The organism is Arthrobacter sp. P1_B9, assembly GCF_056406495.1.
This window is the reverse complement of sequence record NZ_JBFUAA010000009.1, coordinates 160,888-181,726: the sequence shown is the minus strand read 5'-3', so window position 1 is coordinate 181,726 and position 20,839 is coordinate 160,888. Positions and strand designations below refer to the sequence as shown.

At 65.0% G+C, this 20,839-nt stretch carries 15 protein-coding genes, 2 pseudogenes and 2 riboswitches; of the genes and pseudogenes, 12 read left to right on the top strand and 5 right to left on the bottom strand.

Annotated features, from left to right (window positions below; all coding sequences use genetic code 11):
• Window positions 1–10 precede the first annotated feature (10 nt).
• Window positions 11–946, bottom strand: a complete 936-nt coding sequence (locus AC1D1A_RS14240; protein ID WP_476947990.1) for a serine hydrolase — start codon at window positions 944–946, stop codon at window positions 11–13.
• Window positions 947–1,082: 136 nt separating this feature from the next.
• Here AC1D1A_RS14240 and AC1D1A_RS14235 point away from each other — a divergent pair, with 136 nt between their 5' ends.
• Window positions 1,083–2,003: a 2-hydroxyacid dehydrogenase gene (locus tag AC1D1A_RS14235; protein ID WP_476947989.1), complete on the top strand. Its 921-nt coding sequence runs from the start codon at window positions 1,083–1,085 to the stop codon at window positions 2,001–2,003.
• 32 nt (window positions 2,004–2,035) lie between these two features.
• On the opposite strand, the gene AC1D1A_RS14230 is transcribed toward AC1D1A_RS14235, so the two are convergent.
• Window positions 2,036–2,659, bottom strand: a complete 624-nt coding sequence (locus AC1D1A_RS14230; RefSeq protein WP_476947988.1) for a dihydrofolate reductase family protein — start codon at window positions 2,657–2,659, stop codon at window positions 2,036–2,038.
• Between the two features lie 88 nt (window positions 2,660–2,747).
• Complete coding sequence (locus AC1D1A_RS14225) at window positions 2,748–3,110, bottom strand: VOC family protein (RefSeq protein WP_476947987.1); 363 nt, start codon at window positions 3,108–3,110, stop codon at window positions 2,748–2,750.
• A gap of 214 nt (window positions 3,111–3,324) precedes the next feature.
• Here AC1D1A_RS14225 and AC1D1A_RS14220 point away from each other — a divergent pair, with 214 nt between their 5' ends.
• From AC1D1A_RS14220 to AC1D1A_RS14210, 3 genes are all read left to right on the top strand, one after another.
• Window positions 3,325–5,067 carry an ABC transporter ATP-binding protein gene (locus AC1D1A_RS14220; RefSeq protein ID WP_476849745.1) on the top strand — a complete coding sequence of 581 codons (1,743 nt, stop codon included), beginning with the start codon at window positions 3,325–3,327 and terminating at the stop codon, window positions 5,065–5,067.
• A complete protein-coding gene (locus tag AC1D1A_RS14215) occupies window positions 5,064–7,097 on the top strand; it encodes an ABC transporter ATP-binding protein (protein WP_476947986.1) in 2,034 nt (677 codons plus the stop codon). Before AC1D1A_RS14220 ends, AC1D1A_RS14215 begins: the two co-directional genes overlap by 4 nt.
• Before the next feature lie 360 nt (window positions 7,098–7,457).
• Entirely contained in the window at window positions 7,458–7,643 is a 186-nt protein-coding gene (locus AC1D1A_RS14210) for a hypothetical protein (RefSeq protein ID WP_476947985.1), read from the top strand.
• Here the strand turns inward: AC1D1A_RS14210 and AC1D1A_RS14205 are convergent.
• A pseudogene (locus AC1D1A_RS14205) lies at window positions 7,639–7,871 on the bottom strand (recombinase family protein); the annotation flags it as partial. The gene AC1D1A_RS14210 and the pseudogene AC1D1A_RS14205 overlap by 5 nt on opposite strands.
• 67 nt (window positions 7,872–7,938) lie before the next feature.
• Here AC1D1A_RS14205 and AC1D1A_RS14200 point away from each other — a divergent pair.
• On the top strand, window positions 7,939–8,991 hold the full coding sequence (locus AC1D1A_RS14200; RefSeq protein WP_476948005.1) for a DUF4062 domain-containing protein: 1,053 nt from the start codon (window positions 7,939–7,941) through the stop codon (window positions 8,989–8,991).
• Window positions 8,992–9,289: 298 nt separating this feature from the next.
• Window positions 9,290–10,984: an AAA family ATPase gene (locus AC1D1A_RS14195; protein ID WP_476947984.1), complete on the top strand. Its 1,695-nt coding sequence runs from the start codon at window positions 9,290–9,292 to the stop codon at window positions 10,982–10,984.
• Between the two features lie 825 nt (window positions 10,985–11,809).
• Here AC1D1A_RS14195 and AC1D1A_RS14190 read toward each other — a convergent pair.
• Window positions 11,810–12,898, bottom strand: a complete 1,089-nt coding sequence (locus AC1D1A_RS14190) for a type I restriction endonuclease (RefSeq protein ID WP_476947983.1) — start codon at window positions 12,896–12,898, stop codon at window positions 11,810–11,812.
• 78 nt (window positions 12,899–12,976) lie between these two features.
• Between AC1D1A_RS14190 and AC1D1A_RS14185 the strand changes: the two are divergent.
• From AC1D1A_RS14185 to AC1D1A_RS14160, 6 genes and pseudogenes are all read left to right on the top strand, one after another.
• A pseudogene (locus tag AC1D1A_RS14185) lies at window positions 12,977–13,153 on the top strand (short-chain dehydrogenase); the annotation flags it as partial.
• A gap of 143 nt (window positions 13,154–13,296) precedes the next feature.
• A riboswitch (glycine riboswitch) is annotated at window positions 13,297–13,394 on the top strand.
• A gap of 1 nt (window position 13,395) precedes the next feature.
• Window positions 13,396–13,503, top strand: a riboswitch (glycine riboswitch).
• A gap of 52 nt (window positions 13,504–13,555) precedes the next feature.
• On the top strand, window positions 13,556–16,402 hold the full coding sequence (gene gcvP / locus AC1D1A_RS14180; RefSeq protein WP_476947982.1) for an aminomethyl-transferring glycine dehydrogenase: 2,847 nt from the start codon (window positions 13,556–13,558) through the stop codon (window positions 16,400–16,402).
• 10 nt (window positions 16,403–16,412) lie between these two features.
• Window positions 16,413–17,549, top strand: a complete 1,137-nt coding sequence (gcvT, locus tag AC1D1A_RS14175) for a glycine cleavage system aminomethyltransferase GcvT (RefSeq protein ID WP_476874397.1) — start codon at window positions 16,413–16,415, stop codon at window positions 17,547–17,549.
• Window positions 17,550–17,606: 57 nt separating this feature from the next.
• Complete coding sequence (gene gcvH / locus AC1D1A_RS14170) at window positions 17,607–17,990, top strand: glycine cleavage system protein GcvH (RefSeq protein ID WP_476947981.1); 384 nt, start codon at window positions 17,607–17,609, stop codon at window positions 17,988–17,990.
• Window positions 17,987–19,309 carry a serine hydroxymethyltransferase gene (gene glyA, locus AC1D1A_RS14165; protein WP_476947980.1) on the top strand — a complete coding sequence of 441 codons (1,323 nt, stop codon included), beginning with the start codon at window positions 17,987–17,989 and terminating at the stop codon, window positions 19,307–19,309. Before gcvH ends, glyA begins: the two co-directional genes overlap by 4 nt.
• Window positions 19,310–19,426: 117 nt before the next feature.
• A complete protein-coding gene (locus AC1D1A_RS14160; RefSeq protein ID WP_476947979.1) occupies window positions 19,427–20,839 on the top strand; it encodes an L-serine ammonia-lyase in 1,413 nt (470 codons plus the stop codon).

Sequence of the window (20,839 nt, the reverse complement as noted above, 5' to 3'; positions counted from 1 at the left end):
TGCCGGCCCGTTATTGCCCAAAAAGCGCGTCTGTGAGCTGGTGAGTCAGGTCGTGGATGAGGTCCAGACGGTCCGCACTGTCGGCGTCGTCCGGGCCCCACGTGTAGATGACCACCGCGTAGGAGCGGTCGGCGGCGCTGAGCAGGGCGGCGTCGTGGACGTAGCCCTGCACCACGCCGTACTTGTGGTGGACCGTGATGCCGGGCGCGACGGCGGCCGGGATGAGGTCCTCGTCATTGGTGTGCTGCATGTAGCCGAGCAGCTCCGCGGTGTGACCGGCGTTGAGCAGCTTGCCCGTGGTGACCTGCGCCAGGAGCCGCGCCATGTCCGTCGGGGCCAGCAGGTTTTGTTCGGGATCGTAGGTGATGCCGAGGGTGGCGGCGTAGGCGGTGAGGTTGGGGTAGCCGATGTCCCGCATCAGCAGGAGCCATGAGTCGTCGCTGCTGGTGTTGATCATGGCTTTGAGCTGGAACGCGGCATTGAACGCGCCCAGGGGAGCATCGAGTGACTTATCGCCGGTTTCCACGAGGTGGTAGTAGGCGGCGGCCGTCAGGACCTTCGCGGTGCTCGCCGCCGTGTAGGGTGCCACGTCGCCGTAGCTCTGCAGCTGGCCGTCGCGGGTGTCCAGCACGGCGACGCCGATCCGGTGATCGGGGTGCGCGCCGATGATCCGCTGCATCTCGGCGGGAAGGTCGACGGCGGCGGCCGCCGGGGCTGCCGGTGCGGTCTCCGCCGGGCCCGGCTCCTGCTGCCAGGCGACGGTCAGGACGTCACCGGTCAGGAAGTCGCGGGTCAGGAAGTCACGGGTGTGGGAATCACTGCCGGGTGCGGTGCGGATCACGCCGAGGACCACGACGGCGGCCAGCACCAGCACCGCGGCGGCCCAGACGAGCACCACGTTCCTGCGGTGGGTGGGAGCGGCCGGCCGGGGGCCCGGATTCATCATGTACGTGGGCCTTTCCGGACTCGACTGGGTGGTGCCTCCGACGTTAGGCCGGGCCGGGGGCGAAGTCCACGGAGCGCGCGGGGCGCGGCCCAAGTGGGACAAAAATCCCAGATGCGGGTCCACTACGCTGGCATTCATGACCCGGAAAATTACTGTCAGCCTGCCGGACCCCACCTTGCGTGAGTACCTTCAGCCGCACCCGGACGTCACCGTCCTGGAGTGGGACCTCGCCGGTGAGCCGCCCCTGCCGCGGATCGACATCGTGGTCCCGCCGTACATGGGCGGCCCGGAGGTCCTGCGGAGCCTGGCAGCGGTGGACACGGCCCTGGTGCAGAGCCAGTCGATCGGGTACGACGGCGTGGCGGAGTTCCTGCCGGCCGGGCGGGTCTTCGCCAACGCGTCCGGCGTGCACGAGACCTCCACCGCGGAGCTGGCGCTCGCCCTGATCCTCGCCAGCCAGCGCGAACTGCCCCGCCTGATCCAGCACCAGCAGGAAGGACGGTGGGACGCCCGGCCCACGGCCAGCCTGGCCGACCGCCGCGTCCTGATCGTTGGCTACGGCGGGGTGGGCAAAGCGATCGAGGACCGGCTCCTGCCGTTCGAGACCACCGTGACCCGGGTGGCGAGCACCGAACGGACGGATGACCGCGGCCGGATCCACGGCATCGCGGAGCTGCACACGCTCCTGCCGGAGCACGACATCGTGGTGGTGGGGGTTCCGCTCAGCGACTCCACCCGGCACCTGATTGATGACGCCTTCCTCGCGGCCATGCCGGACGGCGCCCTGGTGGTAAACGTGGCCCGTGGCCCGGTGGCGGACACCGAGGCCCTGGTCCGGCACACCGCCTCCGGCCGGATCCGCGCCGCGCTGGACGTCACCGATCCCGAACCCCTGCCGCAGGACCACCCGCTCTGGCGGACCCCGGGCGTCATCATCAGCCCGCACGTGGGCGGCGCGAGCTCGGCGATGCGCCCGAGGATGGGCCGGCTGCTGCAGCGGCAGATCGAGATCATGCTGGCGGGCGAGCCGCCGGCGAACGTGGTGCTGAACGGCTAGTTGGGCGCGGGCAACGGCTGGGGCGTGTCGCTTTAGCCCTCCTGGGTTACGGCCGACATGTCGCCGACGCCAGGGGTGCCGTCGGCGAGCGCGTAGCGCTGCAGCACCGCGCCCTTCGGTGAGGCGACGACCGGCTCGATGAGCCTGAGGTTCGTCGGAACCACCCCGTCCGCGAAGACCTTCTTTCCGCCGCCGAGAAGGATCGGATACACCCAGAGCGTGAGTCGGTCGAAGAGCCGCTCGGCGAACAGGGTCTGCACGAAGTCGAGGCTGCCGATCACGTGGATGTTCTCGTGCCGGTCGCGCAGTTCGCGCACGGCGGCGACGATATCAGGACCGAGGAGCGTGGAGTCGGCCCACTCGAGGGCCGGCGTCCCGCGCGAGGCCACATATTTCGGGATGCGGTTGAACAGCCGCGCGATCTCACCGTTGGCGTGCGGCCAGTATCCGGCGAAAATGTCGTAGGTCCGGCGCCCGAGCAGCAGCGCGTCCATCCCCGCCATCCCGGAGACGACCTGTTCGCCGACGACCTCGTCGATGAGGGGCGCCTGCCAGCCGCCAAACGCGAAGCCGTCGGCAGGGTCCTCGTCCGGCCCGCCGGGCGCCTGCGCAACGCCGTCGAGGGTGGTGAACAGGTCGATATGGATGAGTCCCATGCCGTGCTCCTTCTCCGTCGCCCGTCGTCGCCGCGGCGACGGGATCACTTCGAGGCTGGCACACCGTTCCCTCGCGAAGCAACAGGTTTCAAGGGCTCCCGGCGGTGTCCACCACGCAGAACCTGTTGCCCTCCGGATCGGCCAGGATCACGTAGTCGGCGTCCGCGGGCCGCTTGCTCCATTCGATCCGGGTGGCGCCCAGGCCCAGGAGGCGCTGCACCTCGGCGTCCTGGGTGTCCGTGTAGAGGTCCAGGTGCAGGCGCGGGGGAATCTGGACGGCCGCGGGGACGCGGTCCAGGGAGACGCAGGTGCCCACGCCGCCCGGCGGCTGGAGGATCACGAAGTCGCCGTCGGGCTCGTAGCGGGGCTCGTAGCCCAGGGCGGCCTGCCAGAAACTCATCTGGCGTTCGAGGTTGTCCACCCGGATGACGATTGAGCCAATGCGCAGCATCCGGATCAAGCTACACCCGGGCCGCAGCCCCGGCAAGCAAACGCAGCCCGGCAAGCGGCCCGGGTCGGCAAGCAAACCGCGCATTTGAGCATCGCCGCAGGCCCGCCCCCGATTCGCCCTCAGAGGAACCCGGCCCACTCCCGGGTTCGGGACGTAAACTGACCCTCACATCGTTCTGTGTGACACAGTCTGTGACGCGTGAAGTGGAGACCGGATGCTCTGGAAACTGCTCGTCGAATACCTGAGGCCGCAGCGGCGGCTGCTGCTCGCCGTCGTCGTCTTCCAACTGGCGGCGTCCATTGCCTCCCTCTATCTGCCCACCCTGAACGCGGACATCATCGATCAGGGCGTGGCGAAGGGCGACACCGAATACATCCTGCGCATCGGCGGGCTCATGCTGGCGGTTACCCTGCTGCAGGTCATCTGCACGGTCGTGGCCGTGTACTTCGGGGCGAAGGCCGCTATGGCGCTGGGCCGGGACGTCCGGGGCGCCATCTTCAGCCGGGTCGCCGCGTTCTCCGAGCAGGAAGTCACCCGGTTCGGCCCGCCCAGCCTCATCACCCGCTCCACCAACGACGTCCAGCAGGTCCAGCAGCTGGTCCTGATGTCCGCCACACTCATGGTCACGGCGCCCATGCTCTGCATCGGCGGGGTGATCATGGCCATCCGGCAGGACCTGCAGCTGTCCTGGCTGATCGCCGTCAGCGTCCCCGTGCTGCTGGCCGCGGTGGGTTCGATCATTTTCCGGATGGTGCCGTTGTTCCGGGTGATGCAGGCCCGGATCGATACCGTCAACCGGGTGCTGCGCGAACAGCTCACCGGCATCCGCGTGGTGCGGGCCTTCGTTCGGGAGGACGTGGAGACGGCCCGCTTTGCCCGCGCCAACGAGGACGTCACGGACACCGCGCTGCGCGCCGGCCGGCTCATGGCGCTCGCGTTCCCCACCGTGATGCTGGTGCTCAACGTCTCCAGCACGGCCGTGATCTGGTTCGGCGCGTTCCGGATCGAGGACGGGTCCATGCAGGTGGGGACCATGATCGCGTTCCTGAGCTACCTGATGCAGATCCTGATGTCGGTCATGATGGCCACCTTCATGGCGATCATGATCCCGCGCGCCGCCGTGTCCGGGGACCGGATCGGCGAGGTCCTCGGGACCGAATCCAGCGTCCGGCCGCCGCTGCGCCCGGTTTCGCGCGCGGCCGGGCGGGCAGCCCGTGGCGAGCTGGAGATGCGCGACGTCGGATTCGCCTACCCGGGGGCCGAGCAGCCGGTGCTGTCGGACGTGAACTTCACCGCCCGCGCGGGGCAGACGACGGCGATCATCGGCAGCACCGGCTCCGGCAAGACCACCCTGGTGAACCTGATGCCGCGGCTGTTCGACGCGACCTCCGGCTCGGTCCGGATTGACGGCGTGGACGTCCGCGAGCTCCACCCGGACCTGCTGTGGGGGCACATCGGCCTGGTCCCGCAAAAGCCCTACCTGTTCTCCGGCACGGTGCGCAGCAACCTGCTCTACGGCAAGCCCGATGCCACCGAGGACGAGCTCTGGCGGGCCCTGAGGATTGCGCAGGCGCAGGATTTTGTGGAGGAGCTGGAGGGCGGGCTGGATGCGCCGATCTCGCAGGGCGGCACCAACGTCTCCGGCGGCCAGCGGCAGCGGCTCGCGATCGCCCGGGCGCTGGTGAAACAGCCCGAGCTGTACATCTTTGACGACTCCTTCTCCTCGCTGGACACCGCCACGGACGCCCGGCTGCGGCAGGCACTCAAGCAGCACACCGCCGGGGCCACCATGGTTATCATCGCCCAGCGGGTCTCCAGCATTGTGGACGCGGACCGGATCCTGGTGCTCGAGCGCGGCAGGATCGTCGCGCACGGCACGCACGAGGAACTGCTGGCGACCTCGGAGACGTACCAGGAGATTGTGAACTCCCAGCTCGCAGCGGAGGAGGCAGCATGAGCCGCACCGACAAGGCGCCGACGCCGGCCCCCGCCGCCGCTCCTGCCGCCGGGGCTCCCGGGGCTCCCGCGGCGCAAACCCCGATGCGGATTCCCCGCCCGGCGGGCGGACCCGGCCGCGGCGGCCCGTTCGCCGGGATGAACATCCCGGCCGAGAAGGCCATGAACTTCTGGCCCTCCGCCCGGCGGCTGCTGGGGGAGCTGCGGCCCGAACGGCTGTGGCTGGTCCTGGTGCTGGTGCTCGCCGTCGTCGGGGTGACGTTCTCGGTGATCGGCCCCCGGCTCCTGGGCGAGGGCACCAACCTGATCTTCGCCGGCGTCGTGTCCAAGCAGCTGCCGCCCGGGGAGACCCAGGACCAGGTGATCGCCCAGCTGCGCGCCGCCGGGCAGACCCAGCAGGCGGACATGCTCAGCGCCATGACGCTGACCCCTGGCGCCGGGATCGACTTCACCGCGCTGGCCACCGTGCTGCTGTGGGCGCTGGTGCTGTACGTGCTGGCATCGGTGTTCGGCTGGATGCAGGCGTACATCCTCAACGGCGTCGTGCAGCGCACGGTCTTCCGGCTGCGCGAGCGGATCGAGGCGAAGATCAATAAGCTGCCGCTGCGCTACTTCGACTCCGTGCAGCGCGGCGAGCTGCTCAGCCGGGTGACCAACGACGTCGACAACATCTCCCAGAGCCTGCAGCAGTCCATCAGCCAGGCCGTGACCTCGGTGCTGACCGTGGCCGGCGTGCTGGTGATGATGGTCCTGCTCTCGCCCACGCTGGCGCTGATTGCGCTGGTGACCATTCCGCTGACGCTCGTGACGACGGCGGTGATCGCCAAGCGCTCGCAGAAGCTGTTCGTGGCGCAGTGGAGGCACACCGGGGAGCTGAACGGGCAGATCGAGGAAACCTACACCGGGCACGCCCTGGTGAAAGTGTTCGGCCGGCAGCGCGAGGTGGAGGAGCGGTTCCGGCAGAAGAACGCGGAGCTGTACCAGGCGAGCTTCGGCGCACAGTTCATTTCCGGCCTGATCATGCCGGCCATGACGTTCATCGGGAACCTGGTTTACGTGGGGATCGCCGTGGTGGGCGGGCTGCAGGTGGCCTCCGGGGCGATGCAGCTGGGAGATGTGCAGGCGTTCATCCAGTACTCCCGGCAGTTCACCCAGCCGCTGGCCCAGCTGGGGTCCATGGCGAACCTGCTGCAGTCCGGCGTGGCGTCGGCCGAACGGGTGTTCGAACTGCTGGACACCGAGGAACAGGGCCCGGATCCCGTCCCGGCTGTGACGCCCAACGGGGGCCGGGGGCGGCTGGTGTTCGAGGACGTGTCCTTCTCCTATTCGCCGGACAAGCCGCTGATCACTGACCTGAGCCTCGTGGCCGAACCGGGGCAGACCGTGGCCATTGTGGGCCCGACCGGTGCCGGCAAGACCACCCTGGTTAACCTGATGATGCGCTTCTACGAGCTCGACGCCGGGCAGATCACGCTCGACGGCGTGGACGTCACCTCGATGACCCGGGACGGGCTGCGCTCGCGGATGGGCATGGTGCTGCAGGACACCTGGCTGTTCGGCGGGACCATCCGGGACAACATCGCCTACGGCCGGCCCGGTGCCTCGGAAGCGGAGATCCTGGAAGCCGCGCGGGCGACGTACGTGGACCGGTTCGTCCGGTCCCTGCCGGACGGCTACGACACCGTGCTCGACGACGAGGGCTCCAACGTCTCCGCCGGCGAGAAGCAACTGCTCACCATCGCCCGGGCGTTCCTGGCCCGGCCCTCGGTGCTGATCCTGGACGAGGCCACGAGCTCGGTGGACACCCGCACCGAGGTGCTGGTGCAGAAGGCCATGAGTGCCCTGCGCTCGGACCGGACTTCGTTTGTCATTGCCCACCGGCTGTCCACTATCCGCGACGCCGACCTCATCCTGGTGATGGAAGCCGGCCAGATCGTGGAGCAGGGGAACCATGCTTCGTTGTTGGAGGCGGGCGGGGCGTATGCGGCGCTGTATGCGGCGCAGTTCGCGGCTCCGGTGGCGGAGGTCTAGAGACAACATCTCCAGTGTCGGGCTCCGGACGAGATCGGTAGTTCGCTATTGGGCGGATCAACTTTACGTAATATCCGCTATCGGCCTGCAGGCAACGACTCACAGACTCCCGTAGTGACAGACTTCCGAGTCTTATGCTCATCGGTCAACCCAAGGGCTAATCAACGACCTCCACAGATTCGAATACTAGGCCACCCGAGTGCCATTTGATGGCCGGGGCACGCCGTCAGCGGTCCGGTGGAGGGACGCAGCGATGCTGGAAGGGAGTCCCGATAGGGCGTTTTTCTGGCGAGGCAACTACCTTCTCTTTGGCGAGGCCCATGGAACGAGGTTGCACCCCTCCTGGATGAAACCTGGTTCGTGAAACTCGAACATGACGAACGCCTGCGCCGGCTCACCGCCCGGCACCTGAAGTTCGACAAGGACGCCGCCACCGCCGAATTGCGCGCAACCGGCTATGACGAACGCAAGGCCCGCCTGATAGCAGCAGGAAGCCAACGGAGCACACTCGTCATCGAGAACACACCCGCGGCCTTCTCGCTTTAGCGAACTCCACCCGCACGCCTTTGCGCGTGAGGGCTATGACCAGTGCACGCAAGTCATCGAGGTTGCGGGCGAGCCAGCCCATCCTGTGCACAGCCACTGGTGCCCCCATCGAGGGCGAACCGAAGCAGTTCCGTGAGTTGTGGCCTGGCGGTGTCCCTGCCCGAGGCCTTGTCAGTGAACCCGGTCCAGAACCTGGCCTTCGATCGGGTGTCGCAGGCAAGCTCGCACCCGACTCTGACCGGGGGACCGCTTGTGGGCTCGTACCCTTCTTTATGAGGGGTGACATGGCAACCAAATATCAGGTGTTTGTAAGTTCCACGTACGAGGATCTCAAGGCCGAGCGCGACGTCGTTATAAGGCAGTCCTTGAGATGGGTCATATTCCAGTAGGCATGGAGATGTTCAGTGCGGCCGACGATGAACAGTGGAGAATTATCACAAGGCACATCGACGAGTCGGACTACTATTGCGTGATCGTCGCTCATCGGTATGGTTCGACCGTCGACGGGATCAGCTTTACGCATAAAGAGTACGAATATGCGCTGTCTAAAGTGATCCCGGTAATGGGCTTCATTATCGAAGACTCCGTCGCATGGCCCGCCGAGTTTATTGACAAGGGGACCCCTGGGCGCCGCTCACTTTCCAGTTTCAAAGCGCTGGTTAAGTCCAAACCTGTTAGCTTCTGGAAGTCGGGGGATGACCTGTACGGCAAGGTCTCTATCGCTCTTTCTAAAGCTTTCACGGCAAACCCTCGGGAAGGGTGGGTTAGGTCCTCGGCTACCGCCGGCCCCGAACTCACCCAAGAACTCACACGACTGAGCGCGGAGAATGCTCGTCTGCGCGAGGAGTTGAAGACGATCTCTGCCGAGCGAGATGCCGATAAGTCATCGGAGGTTGAGAGTCTTATGGACAAGCTGATGAATATAGAACGCGTTCTCGACTATAAGTACAGCCAATACGATGCTGAGTGGGTGAGATCTAAGCCTCACACAATCGCGGACATATTTCTCGAACTTGCACCGTCACTTGCAACCGAACTGGAGCTGAGGGACGCATCCAACCACTTGGCAATGTCTCTCCGTGAAGATCAGGCCAAGAGCTGGTGGCTCGCGGCCATTAACCAGGTACGAGGCGTCCTCTCGGACCTGATGGCCCTGAGTCTTGTCGAACCTTCTGGGCGCAAACACGCTGTGGCCGATAAGGGCGAATACTGGACGCTTACTGAACTCGGTACCGAGCTGCATCGACACGTTCGACTTACCTTGATCGAAGAGCGTGACACCGCGCCGGAAGAGGATCCAAACGATGATATGCCGAATTCCATAGAATCGTCGGGTGTTCCAGTCTAGGTGACTCATGCCATGGCTGACTCGTGACCAGTGCCACGCACGCTCAGTCCCGGCCCCTGTATTTAGGCATCCATCCACCCTAATCTCCACTCTAGGACTGCAGAGATGACGGTGTTTCTCTGCGCCCATCTGCAGTAAAGGGGTGTGCCCTGAACGAATGGCAGCTGTGTCTTCCGTGCTAAGTACGCAGCGCGGGCGATCTGGGTGTTCTGCGCAGGAGGTGGTCAGGGCCGTGAGAGGACCCGGCGTTTGCTCCGTAAGCAGCAAACAAACATGAGCGATAAGCCATGATGGGATAGTGACACTAATCAACGGCTTTATTTTTCGCGGCTACCGGAGCTTCCCCTCAGACCGGCCAGCTATTATTTTTCCTCTGCGCAAGATAAATCTCATCGCGGGTCAGAACAACACCGGAAAATCCAATATCCTACGTGTGATCGCGGATACGTATGGCGCCGAGGCAAGTCCTTGGTCCACGTGGGATCGCCCACTAGGAGATGCGGAGCACTCTTTCGTCCGGCTGGAGCTAGTCCGTATAGAGGACATACTCTCGTGGGAACTGCCGTCTGCGGAATTGGAACGGATTGGTGCCTTCCTCCGTCTACCTGGCATCGCCTCTAGTTTGCGAGCAGATATGGTGGAAGTCGGTGTCACAGGGCAAAAAGGGATCGATCAGGAAGCTTTGAAGGCAGCAACCCGGGCAGCAGGCAATAGTCCGCTCGCCAATAGCTTGTCCTTGTCCTTGACCAGTACCGGTGGTGGTGGCGTAGGAGCTGATGCGTATAGGGTTCTTAGCCGGATTCTTCAGATGCGACCGCAGTCTCCCTCCGCGTTTACAGTGGGCGGCGTGAGAACAATCTCTGATGAGAGCGGTGAGGCTCCCGATCTGAATGGGCTGAGCATCAAGCGCCGCCTCTTGGAGTTGCAGAACCCGTCGACAGATCGCTTGCAGGACAAGGAACTATTCGGCAAGGTGCAGGACTTTGTCCGCGCCGTAATGGACGACCCGAGCATCACCATCGACATTCCCCACGATCTCTCGACGATCCACATCACGCAAGGGGGGCGCACGCTGCCCATTGAAAACGTCGGAACCGGCGTTCATGAGGTGGTGATCATCGCAGCTGCCGCAACGGTCACTCAGAGGTCAATTCTGTGCATTGAGGAACCTGAGGTGCACCTGCACCCAGTCCTTCAGCGCAAGCTGCTCCGGTATCTTGAGTCGAGTACAACAAATCAGTACTTCATCGCGACTCATTCGGCCCACATGCTCGATTCCGAGATCGGGAGCATTTTTCATGTTACTCGTGACAATGGAGTTTCGAGCGTCCGGTATGCCGGCGCTGCCAGAGAAAGGGCCGCTGTGTGTGCAGACCTCGGGTATCGTCCCTCGGACCTCGTACAGACCAATGCTGTCCTCTGGGTCGAAGGACCCTCGGATCGCATCTACCTCAAGCACTGGATCGAGCAACTCGCCCCAGGCCAATTTGTTGAAGGAACCCACTACTCAGTGATGTTCTACGGCGGAGCTTTGCTAAATGCACTATCCCCGCTCGACGCTGAGGAAGTGGAGGAGTTCATCTCCCTTCGCAACCTCAATCGGTACATGATGGTCTTGATTGACTCCGACAGGAAGTCCCGCGGCGGCCGCCTTAATCGCAATAAGGAGCGTGTGATCAGTGACCTGAGCGATGATCCCTCGACAGGTATGGCTTGGGTGACGGCCGGCTACACGATCGAGAATTACGTTCCCGAGCACGTTCTCACCTCCGCGATACGCGCCGCGCATCCATCCATCCGCGCACGCGCTCTGCCCGAACAAGAGCGATGGTCGAATCCCCTCGCCACTGGTCGGATCGGAATCCAACAGCCGAGTAAAGTCGCCATTTCGAAAATGGCAGTGCGGAACTGGGACAACGAGTGGCCGTTCGACCTGAAGAAGCGAGTTCAGGAAGTCATCGCACTTGTCAGGTCCGCAAATATCCATACGTGAACCGTGCCGGCTGGAGGATGTTCAACTGCCGGGCGAGTCAGGTGCCACGGAAGGGCGATTCAGAGATTTCCGCGCAACGATACCTGAGGACGTTCAGGCGAAGGATGAGATACAAGTGCGCGATATCTTCTCATCCATAATTCGGAATTCACTAAGGGCAGCGAGCCGCGTTGGCATGCGGACGAGATCGGCGATAACTTCATGTTTTGGCCAGGGCGGACGTTCGGTCCCGGCTTCCTTGGGAGCGCTCGGTCAGGTTGGTTCCTACCGCTGCTCTTTGCTTGTGTTCGCGCGGAGTGCAAACACAGCGTCGGCCATTTGGTGGTCATGGCTGCGGGAGCTAGGGTAACGCAAAGGACTTTACTTTAAAGTTCAACTTATTTACTTGACGTAAGGTCCAATATCGGCCGTCGCAGGGTGCCTTGGGGCCGCTGTCCTCGACGGGCGTGTGATCCATAGGTCTGAGCCGCAGGCACCCGCAGCACCCCAATAGCCGCCACCAAAGACGACACCGCATCTGGGTCCGTCCCCGCGCCCACTGGATCCACGCCTTCGAACGTCGCGTCAATCAAGGCGGCGCACAGATACCCGACAACCTCCTCGCGGACCCCGGCCGAAACCGAATAGGCCCTCGCCCGCTCGCGCTGCGGCTGACCGGCTCAGGTGTTCGGGGATGGCCGCAGCCGGCCACGCGTGACTGCGGGGTCCGGCAACACAGCAGGGGGGCGCTATTAAGGACAGCGGACGACGGTGGGAGGTCCCGCCGTCGTCCGCCTGTACCGACTGTGAAATCAGATGGCTGGACTGGGCCGCCAGTTTCGGCGCTTACAGGTAGCTTTTTACGCTCGCGCGGAGTGCTTCGGTGTGCTCGTAGATCTCTTCCAGCGAGCTAATCGGCACCCGCGTCTCCTCCCGGTTGTCGTCGAAAATGCCGATGTACTTCTGGGTGCGGTTGAAGTGCAGTCGCGCGATCGGCTTGCGGTTGTTGTCGTCCAGCAGCACCGCGAAATACGATTTGGCATCCCTCTGCGCTACGCGAGCGGGCTTGACTTCGCTGCAAACGATGGCCCGCACGATCTGGTACCCCTCGATTTCCTCCAGCGTTGTTTCCAGGCCGTCAGCCTCGGCCAGATCCGCTTCGGCCACGGGTGCGCTGGTGACGATGGAAGCGGCAGCGTCGTCAGTTTGGGGAAAGGCCGGGGCGCCGAGGGCCTTCTTCAGCCGCTCGTTCACCTGATCGTTCAGGAACTGTTTGGACGCTTTGGTCACCAAAGCGGTGAATTGTTCACGCACCTTCTGGGTGTAGGGGCCCGTATACACCCGACCGGTGAGGAACTTGATCCACTCGTCCTCGGGCTCCTTGAATTGTGCCGCCAGGGTCCGCTTGAGTTCGCCGATGTATTTCAGTTCGCCGGCCGCGCTGATGATCGAGTCGAGATCAAAGACGTCCCTGGACAGTTTTTGCAGCTCCGGAATCAGGGATTCGTCGATGTCGTTCAAGTCGAGCACCAGGAATGGCTTGGCATCCATGCGGTTCGGGGCATCGAGGTCCGTGAAGAATTGGTACACCTCGCCGTTGGTGAGGATGGCGATTCTGGCGTTGGTGACGGCAAAGTACCGGAAAAGCTGAGAGGCGTGCTCGATCTTCACGGGTTCCGAGGACTTCTTGCACTCGATCAGGATCTGTACTTCGCCGTCCTTGACGATCGCGTAGTCGATCTTCTCGCCCTTTTTGAGACCCACATCCGCGATGAACTCCGGGACCACTTCCAGGGGATTGAAGACGTCATAGCCAAGGATTGTGGAAATGAAAGGCATGACAAAAGCATTCTTTGTTGCCTCTTCTGTCTGGATTACACCTCGCTGCTGGCGCACCTTTGCTGCCAAAGCCGAAAGTTTTTCTGCAAACTCCATTTGTCCCCCTACGAATTGATAGTGCTGCCCACCGTAGCGCAGGCCTGTGCCAATTTGATGAAAAGTTGCGTTTGAGGGGCCCACTGGGGATCCCAGCTCGCGGCCGAACGCCTCGGCCCGCTGATGCAGGCCACCGTCCCCACCCCCGCCACCGCCGCGCAGCTCGCCGCGTCCATCACCTTCCTGCTCAGCGACGACGGCACCAACATCAACGGCGCCATCCTCGCATCCGACGGCGGCTGGTCCGCGCTGTAGGGGAGCGAGCCGAACGCAAACGGACGGCGGCAGGAGGTCCCGCCGTCGTCCGCGGGAACAGCGACTCAATTGAAATAAATTTTGCATCCTGCCCGGGAACCGGATAAATTGTGAGCTGTGTCACCGACCAGTGGCACAGCTTATGATCTGCGGCGGGAGAGTCCTGCCGGTACGTTCAGCAGGCGCCGTAGGAGCAAATCCTCCCCAGGAATCTCTCAGGCCCACGTACCGCCGCGGCAAGGCAACTCTGGAAAGCAGTCCGGGCAACCGGGCTCACCGACGGTGCAAGTGGCGCGCTGCTATCAGCAGGGCAAAACGGAAACTCTCAGGTCCAATACAGAGCGGGGAGGAACCCGAATCATCGTGGCGTCTTGATGCCACCTGAATTATGGAGTTCCTCTCATGACGGTTCAATCGTCCCCGTCCACCTTCGCAGACCGCCACATCGGCGCCCGCCGCCAGGCCGACATCGACACCATGCTCAAGGCCGTCGGCTACGACAGCGTTGATGGCCTCGTTGACAACGCGGTCCCCGATTCCATCCGCCAGGAAAAGCCCCTCACCCTGGACAGCCCCCTCAGCGAAGTCCAGGTGCTGGCCGAACTGCGCAAGCTCGCCTCCAAGAACAAGACGGCCGTGCAGATGATCGGCCAGGGCTACTACGACACCGTCACCCCGCCGGTGATCCGCCGCAACATCCTCGAAGCCCCCGCCTGGTACACCGCCTACACCCCGTACCAGCCGGAAATCTCCCAGGGACGCCTCGAGGCGCTGCTGAACTTCCAGACCATGGTCCAGGACCTCACCGCGCTCCCGGTCGCCAATGCGTCCCTCCTGGACGAGGCCACCGCGGTTGCCGAGGCTGTGCTTCTCATGCGCCGCGCCAACAAAAACAAGTCTGCTGCCGGGGCCAAGACCGTCCTCGACGCCGACTGCCTCCCGCAGACCATTGCCATCGTCAAGGGCCGCGCCGAAGCGCTGGGCTTCGAGGTGCAGGTCGCTGACCTCTCCGCCGGTCTGCCCGACGGCGACATCAACGGTCTCGTCCTCCAGCAGCCGGGCGTCTCCGGCCGGGTGTGGGATCAGTCCGGCGTGATCGCCGAGGCCAAAGAACGCGGCGCACTGGTCACCGTGGCGGCGGATCTGCTTGCCCTGACCCTGATCACCCCTCCGGGCGAGCAGGGCGCGGATATCGCCGTCGGCTCCACCCAGCGCCTGGGCGTGCCGCTGTTCTTCGGCGGCCCGCACGCCGCGTACATGGCGGTGCGCGAGGGCATGGAACGCACGCTCCCCGGCCGCATCGTCGGCGTCTCCAAGGACAACGCCGGTGTCCCGGCCTACCGCCTGGCCCTGCAGACCCGCGAGCAGCACATCCGCCGTGAGAAGGCCACCTCCAACATCTGCACCGCCCAGGCGCTGCTGGCCATCGTGTCCTCGTTTTACGCCGTTTACCACGGCCCCGACGGGCTGAAGGCGATCGCCCAGACCGTCCACAACAACACCCGCGCCCTTGCCGCCACGCTGAAGATCGTCGGCCGGGAACTGGTGAGCGACTCCTTCTTCGACACCCTCGCGGTCCGCGTGCCCGGCAAGGCCGCCAAGGTCATCGCCGCCGCCGAGGCCCGGGGCATCAACCTGCGGCTCATCGACGCGGACACAGTTGGCGTGTCCGTCGATGAAACCACGACGCCGGAGGTCCTCTCCGCGGTGGTCGTCGCCTTTGGCGCCGGCCCGGTGGTGGAGGCCAAGGGCTTCGAACTGCCCGAGACGGTGCTGCGCACCTCCGACTTCCTGCAGCACCCGGTGTTCAACACGCACCGCTCCGAAACCCAGCTGCTGCGCTACATCCGCAAGCTCTCGGACCGCGACCTCGCCCTGGACCGCACCATGATCCCGCTGGGCTCCTGCACCATGAAGCTGAACGCCACGGCCGAGATGGAAGCGATCTCCTGGCCGGAATTCGCCTCCATCCACCCGTTCGCCCCGGACTCCCAGACCGAGGGCTGGCGGGAACTCATCAGCGGCCTCGAAGCTGACCTCGCCGAAATCACGGGCTACGACCAGGTCTCCATCCAGCCCAACGCCGGATCCCAGGGCGAGCTCGCCGGCCTGCTGGCCATCCGCGGCTACCACCACTCCCGCGGGGACGCCCGGCGCAACATCTGCCTGATCCCCGCCTCGGCCCACGGCACCAATGCGGCCTCGGCCGTGCTCGCCGGCATGAAGGTGGTTGTGGTGGCCACAGCCTCCGACGGAACGATCGACCACGCCGATCTTCAGGCGAAGATCGAGGCGAACAAGGACGCGCTGTCCTGCATCATGATCACCTACCCGTCCACCCACGGGGTGTACGACGCCGACGTCCGCGAGGTCTGCGACGCGATCCACGCCGCCGGCGGCCAGGTCTACGTCGACGGCGCCAACCTCAACGCCCTCGTCGGGCTGGCCCAGCCGGGCAAGTTTGGCGGCGACGTTTCGCACCTGAACCTGCACAAGACCTTCTGCATCCCTCACGGCGGCGGCGGACCGGGCGTTGGCCCGGTTGCTGCAAAGGCCCACCTGGCGCCGTTCATGCCGGGGGACGCGAACAAGGTCGAACCGGGAAAGGGAGTTGCCATCTCCGCTTCGCGTTACGGATCCGCCGGTGTGCTGCCGATCTCCTGGGCGTACGTGAAGTTGATGGGCGGCCAGGGCCTCACCGAGGCCACCAAGTCCGCGCTGCTCGCGGCGAACTACATCGCATCCCGGCTGGATGAGCACTTCCCGGTGCTCTACACGGGGGAGAGCGGCCTGGTGGCGCACGAGTGCATCCTGGATTTGCGGGAACTGACCGCCAGGACCGGCGTCACCGCTGAGGACGTGGCCAAGCGCCTCATCGACTTCGGCTTCCACGCCCCCACGCTGTCCTTCCCCGTGGCGGGCACCCTCATGGTGGAGCCCACCGAGTCCGAGGACCTTGCGGAGATCGATCGCTTCATCGAGGCGATGATCACCATCCGCCAGGAGATCGACCAGGTCTCCAACGGCGATTTCACGGTGGAGAACTCCCCGCTGCGCAACGCACCCCACACGGCAGCCGCCGTCGTCAGCACCGACTGGACCCGCGAGTACCCGCGTGAGCAGGCCGCATTCCCCGTCCACACACTCAGGCAGGACAAGTACTTCCCGCCGGTCGGACGCATCGACGGCGCCGCCGGAGACCGCAACCTGGTCTGCTCCTGCCCGCCGCTTTCCGAATTCGAAAACTAAGGATTTTCTGATGAGTGAGAACTACACCGCTCTCTACGAGCAGCACAAAAAGGCCGGCGCCTCCTTCACGGACTTCGGCGGCTGGCAGATGCCGCTGAAGTACAGCTCCGAACTCGCCGAGCACCACGCCGTCCGCAACGCCGCGGGCCTGTTCGACCTCTCCCACATGGGCGAAGTCTGGGTCACCGGCCCGGACGCCGCGGCGTTCCTCGACTACGCCCTGGCCGGGAAGCTGTCGGCCGTGGCCGTCGGCAAGGCGAAGTACTCGCTGATCTGCCAGGAAGACGGCGGCATCATCGATGACCTCATCTCCTACCGCCGCGGTGAGGACAAGTACCTGGTGGTCCCCAACGCAGGCAACGCCAACGTCGTGGCCGCGGCACTGGCCGAAAGGGCCGGTTCTGCCCAAGAAGGCGGGTTCGACGTGACGGTGGAAGACGTTTCCGCCGAGATCTCGCTGATCGCCGTCCAGGGCCCGAACGCCGAAGCCATCCTGCTGACGCTGGTCCCGGCCGAGCAGCATGTCCTGGTCACCGAGCTGAAGTACTACGCTGCGGTTGAGGTTCAGATCTACGGACAAGATCTGCTCCTCGCCCGCACCGGTTACACCGGCGAGGACGGCTTCGAGATCTACATCTCGAACGAGGATGCGGCAGGTCTCTGGGAAGCACTGCTGGAAACCGGTGCCAGCCACGGGCTCATCCCGGCCGGCCTGGCCTGCCGTGACTCGCTGCGTTTGGAAGCCGGCATGCCGCTCTATGGCAACGAACTCTCCCGCGAAGGCAACCCATACGCAGCAGGCCTGGGCCCGGTCGTCTCGCTCGCCAAGGAGTCGGACTTCGTCGGCAAGGCCGCCCTGAGCGAGCTCAAGGCAGCCGGCGCAGGCTCCACGACCGGCCGCAAACTCGTCGGGCTCAAGGGCCTCGGACGCCGTGCCGCCCGCAGCCACTACCCGGTCCTCAAGGACGGCAACGTCGTCGGCGAAGTGACCTCCGGACAGCCCAGCCCCACCCTCGGCTACCCGGTCGCGATGGCCTACGTCGACATCGAACACGCCGCACCGGGCACAGCCCTGGACATTGACCTCCGCGGCAAGACGGAGCCTTTCGAAGTCGTCGCACTGTCGTTCTACAAGCGCCAAAAGTAGCCGGCCGCCGCTGGCTGAGCCTGCCGAAACCACATACGAACTTAAGGATTGAGATAAATGAGCAAAGTTGCAGCCGAACTGAAGTACTCCGCTGAACACGAGTGGGTTGCTGCCGACGGATCTGGCCCTGCAGGAATTGGGATTTCGGCCGTGGCCGCCGACGCCCTGGGCGACATCGTCTACGTGGACCTGCCCGAGGTCGGTTCCGCGGTGACCGCGGGGGAGACCTGCGGCGAGGTCGAGTCGACCAAGTCCGTCTCGGACCTCTACGCGCCGGTCACCGGCGAGGTGGTGGAGATCAATGACGCCGTCGTTTCCGATCCGGCGCTGATCAACAGCGATCCGTACGGGGCCGGCTGGCTGTTCAAGGTCGCCGTGACCGAAGAAGGCCCACTGATGTCGGCTGAAGAGTACGCGTCCAAGAACGGCGGCGAGCTGTGAGCGCCGCGACGGGTACCGTCGCGTTTGAGCAGGTCGTTTCGCCGAGCCTGGACGCGGACCTGTCCGTGCTGGATCCGGAGATCGCCGCGAAGATCGACGCCGAGCTGTCCCGGCAGCGGGACGGTTTGGAGATGATCGCCTCGGAGAACCACACCGCCTGGGCTGTGATGCAGGCGCAGGGTTCGGTGTTGACGAACAAGTATGCCGAGGGCTACCCGGGCAAGCGCTATTACGGCGGCTGCGAGCACGTGGACGTTGTGGAGCAGCTCGCGATCGACCGGGTCAAGGCCCTGTTCGGCGCGGGGTTCGCGAACGTGCAGCCGCATTCCGGTGCGCAGGCCAACGCCTCGGTGATGCAYGCCCTGATCCGGCCGGGCGACACCATCATGGGCCTGAATCTGGCGCACGGCGGGCACCTGACGCACGGCATGCGGATCAACTTCTCCGGCCGGCTCTACAACGTGATCCCGTATCAGGTCCGTGAGGAGGACCACCGGATCGACATGGCCGAGGTCGAGGCCCTGGCCCTGGAGCACAAGCCGGCGCTGATCGTGGCCGGCTGGTCCGCGTACGCCCGGCAGCTCGACTTCGCCGAGTTCCGCCGGATCGCCGACTCGGTGGGCGCGTACCTGATGGTGGACATGGCGCACTTCGCCGGGCTGGTCGCGGCCGGGCTGCACCCGTCCCCGGTCCCGCACGCGCACGTCACCACCTCCACCACGCACAAGACCCTYGCCGGTCCGCGCGGCGGCATCATCCTCTCCAACGACGCCGAGATCGCCAAGAAGATCAACTCGGCGGTGTTCCCCGGCCAGCAGGGCGGSCCGCTGGAGCACGTCATCGCCGGCAARGCCGTGGCSTTCAAGATCGCCGCGTCCGAGGAGTTCAGGGARCGCCAGGAGCGTGTGCTGGCCGGCGCCCGGATCCTCGCCGAGCGCCTGGTCCAGGACGACGTGACCGCCAAGGGCATCAACGTGATCTCCGGCGGCACCGACGTGCACCTGGTCCTGGTGGACCTGCGCAACTGCGTGCTGAACGGGCAGGAAGCCGAGGACCGCCTCGCGGCGATCGACATCACCGTCAACCGCAACGCCGTGCCGTTCGATCCGCGTCCGCCGATGGTCACTTCCGGGCTGCGGATCGGCACCCCGGCGCTGGCGACCCGCGGTTTTGGCGAGGCGGCCTTTACCGAGGTTGCCGACATCATCGCCGAGGCTTTGATCGCCGACGCCGGCGCGGACCTGTCCGGTCTGCGTTCCCGGGTGGAGGCCCTCGCCGCCGCCCACCCGCTCTACCCCTCGGTTGCTAACCTCGCCTAGCGCTCAATGGGCGCATCATCGCACCGGTCCAGGGTCATTGGGGGGCCGGGACCGGTGCGGTGAGCCCCGCCTCTAGTCATTGACCATCATTCTCTTTCTCCGCGGAAGGTACGCATCATGGCAGTTGGAGTCTTCGACCTCTTTTCCATCGGAATAGGGCCATCCAGTTCCCACACCGTTGGCCCCATGCGGGCCGCCGCCGTGTTTGCTGAAGAACTCAAGTCCCTCGGCAAGCTGGCAGAGGCGGCGTCGCTCCGGGTGGACCTCTACGGCTCCCTCGCCGCGACCGGCCACGGCCACGGCACCATGACCGCCATTCTGCTCGGGCTCGAGGGCTTCCACCCCGAGCAGATCCTGCCCGAGGAAGTGGAGGACCGGCTGGCCACGATCGCCGAGACCGGCACCCTGCAGCTGGGCGGGGCTGTGCCCCTGCCGTATGGGGTAAAGGACATGGTCCTGCGGCCGCTGACCATCCTGCCACGGCACACCAACGGCATGACGTTCACGGTCTCCGACGCCGGTGGCCAGACCCTGCACCAGGCCACGTTCTTCTCCGTCGGCGGCGGCTTCATTGTCCGCGAGGGCGAGGAGGACGCGGCCCTGAAGGAACTCGACGAATCGAAGAAGGAACTGCCGTTGCCGTTCCGCACGGCCGCCGAACTGCTGGAACACTGCCGGAAGACCTCGCTGAGCATCAGCGAGGTGATGCGGATCAACGAGGAGGACAGTCGGACGGAAGAGGAGATCCGGGAGGGCCTGCTGCACATCTACTCGGTGATGGAAGGCTGCGTCGAGGTCAGCCTCAAGCGCACCGGCCTGCTGCCCGGCGGGCTCAAGGTCCGCCGCCGCGCCCCGGACTGGCACGAGCGGCTCCTGAAGGAAACCCGCGGTGAGGACCCCGACTACCGGGACCCGAAGTACTGGCAGGAATGGGTCAACCTGATCGCCCTGGCCGTGAATGAGGAAAACGCCTCGGGCGGGCGCGTGGTCACCGCCCCCACCAACGGCGCCGCCGGCATCATCCCGGCCGTGCTCTACTACGCGCTGCACTTCGCCCCCGGCATGGACAAAGCCACCCAACAGGACCGGGACGACGTGGTGGTCAAGTTCCTGCTGACCGCCGCCGCGATCGGGGTGCTCTACAAGGAGCAGGCCTCGATTTCCGGGGCCGAGGTGGGCTGCCAGGGCGAGGTGGGTTCGGCGTCGTCGATGGCGGCCGCCGGCCTGGCCGAAGTCATGGGCGGCACGCCCCAGCAGGTGGAGAACGCCGCGGAAATCGCGATGGAGCACAACCTGGGCCTGACCTGTGATCCGATCGGCGGGCTGGTCCAGGTCCCGTGCATCGAACGCAACGCGATCGCCGCCGCCAAGGCCATCAACGCCGCCAAGATGGCGCTCTGGGGCGACGGCACGCACCGGGTCTCCCTCGACGAAGTCATCGTGACCATGCGCGAAACGGGCAAGGACATGTCCTCCAAATACAAGGAAACGGCCATGGGCGGCCTTGCCGTCAACGTCGTCGAATGCTGA

Excerpts from the sequence above, each read along its gene's own strand:
- AC1D1A_RS14225 (WP_476947987.1), bottom strand. The coding sequence starts at position 3,110 with ATGCTGCGCATTGGCTCAATCGTCATCCGGGTGGACAACCTCGAACGC.
- AC1D1A_RS14240 (WP_476947990.1), bottom strand. The coding sequence starts at position 946 with ATGATGAATCCGGGCCCCCGGCCGGCCGCTCCCACCCACCGCAGGAAC.
- AC1D1A_RS14235 (WP_476947989.1), top strand. The coding sequence starts at position 1,083 with ATGACCCGGAAAATTACTGTCAGCCTGCCGGACCCCACCTTGCGTGAG.
- AC1D1A_RS14160 (WP_476947979.1), top strand. The coding sequence starts at position 19,427 with ATGGCAGTTGGAGTCTTCGACCTCTTTTCCATCGGAATAGGGCCATCC.
- gcvP (WP_476947982.1), top strand. The coding sequence starts at position 13,556 with ATGACGGTTCAATCGTCCCCGTCCACCTTCGCAGACCGCCACATCGGC.
- gcvT (WP_476874397.1), top strand. The coding sequence starts at position 16,413 with ATGAGTGAGAACTACACCGCTCTCTACGAGCAGCACAAAAAGGCCGGC.
- AC1D1A_RS14220 (WP_476849745.1), top strand. The coding sequence starts at position 3,325 with ATGCTCTGGAAACTGCTCGTCGAATACCTGAGGCCGCAGCGGCGGCTG.
- AC1D1A_RS14230 (WP_476947988.1), bottom strand. The coding sequence starts at position 2,659 with ATGGGACTCATCCATATCGACCTGTTCACCACCCTCGACGGCGTTGCG.
- gcvH (WP_476947981.1), top strand. The coding sequence starts at position 17,607 with ATGAGCAAAGTTGCAGCCGAACTGAAGTACTCCGCTGAACACGAGTGG.
- AC1D1A_RS14190 (WP_476947983.1), bottom strand. The coding sequence starts at position 12,898 with ATGGAGTTTGCAGAAAAACTTTCGGCTTTGGCAGCAAAGGTGCGCCAG.
- AC1D1A_RS14215 (WP_476947986.1), top strand. The coding sequence starts at position 5,064 with ATGAGCCGCACCGACAAGGCGCCGACGCCGGCCCCCGCCGCCGCTCCT.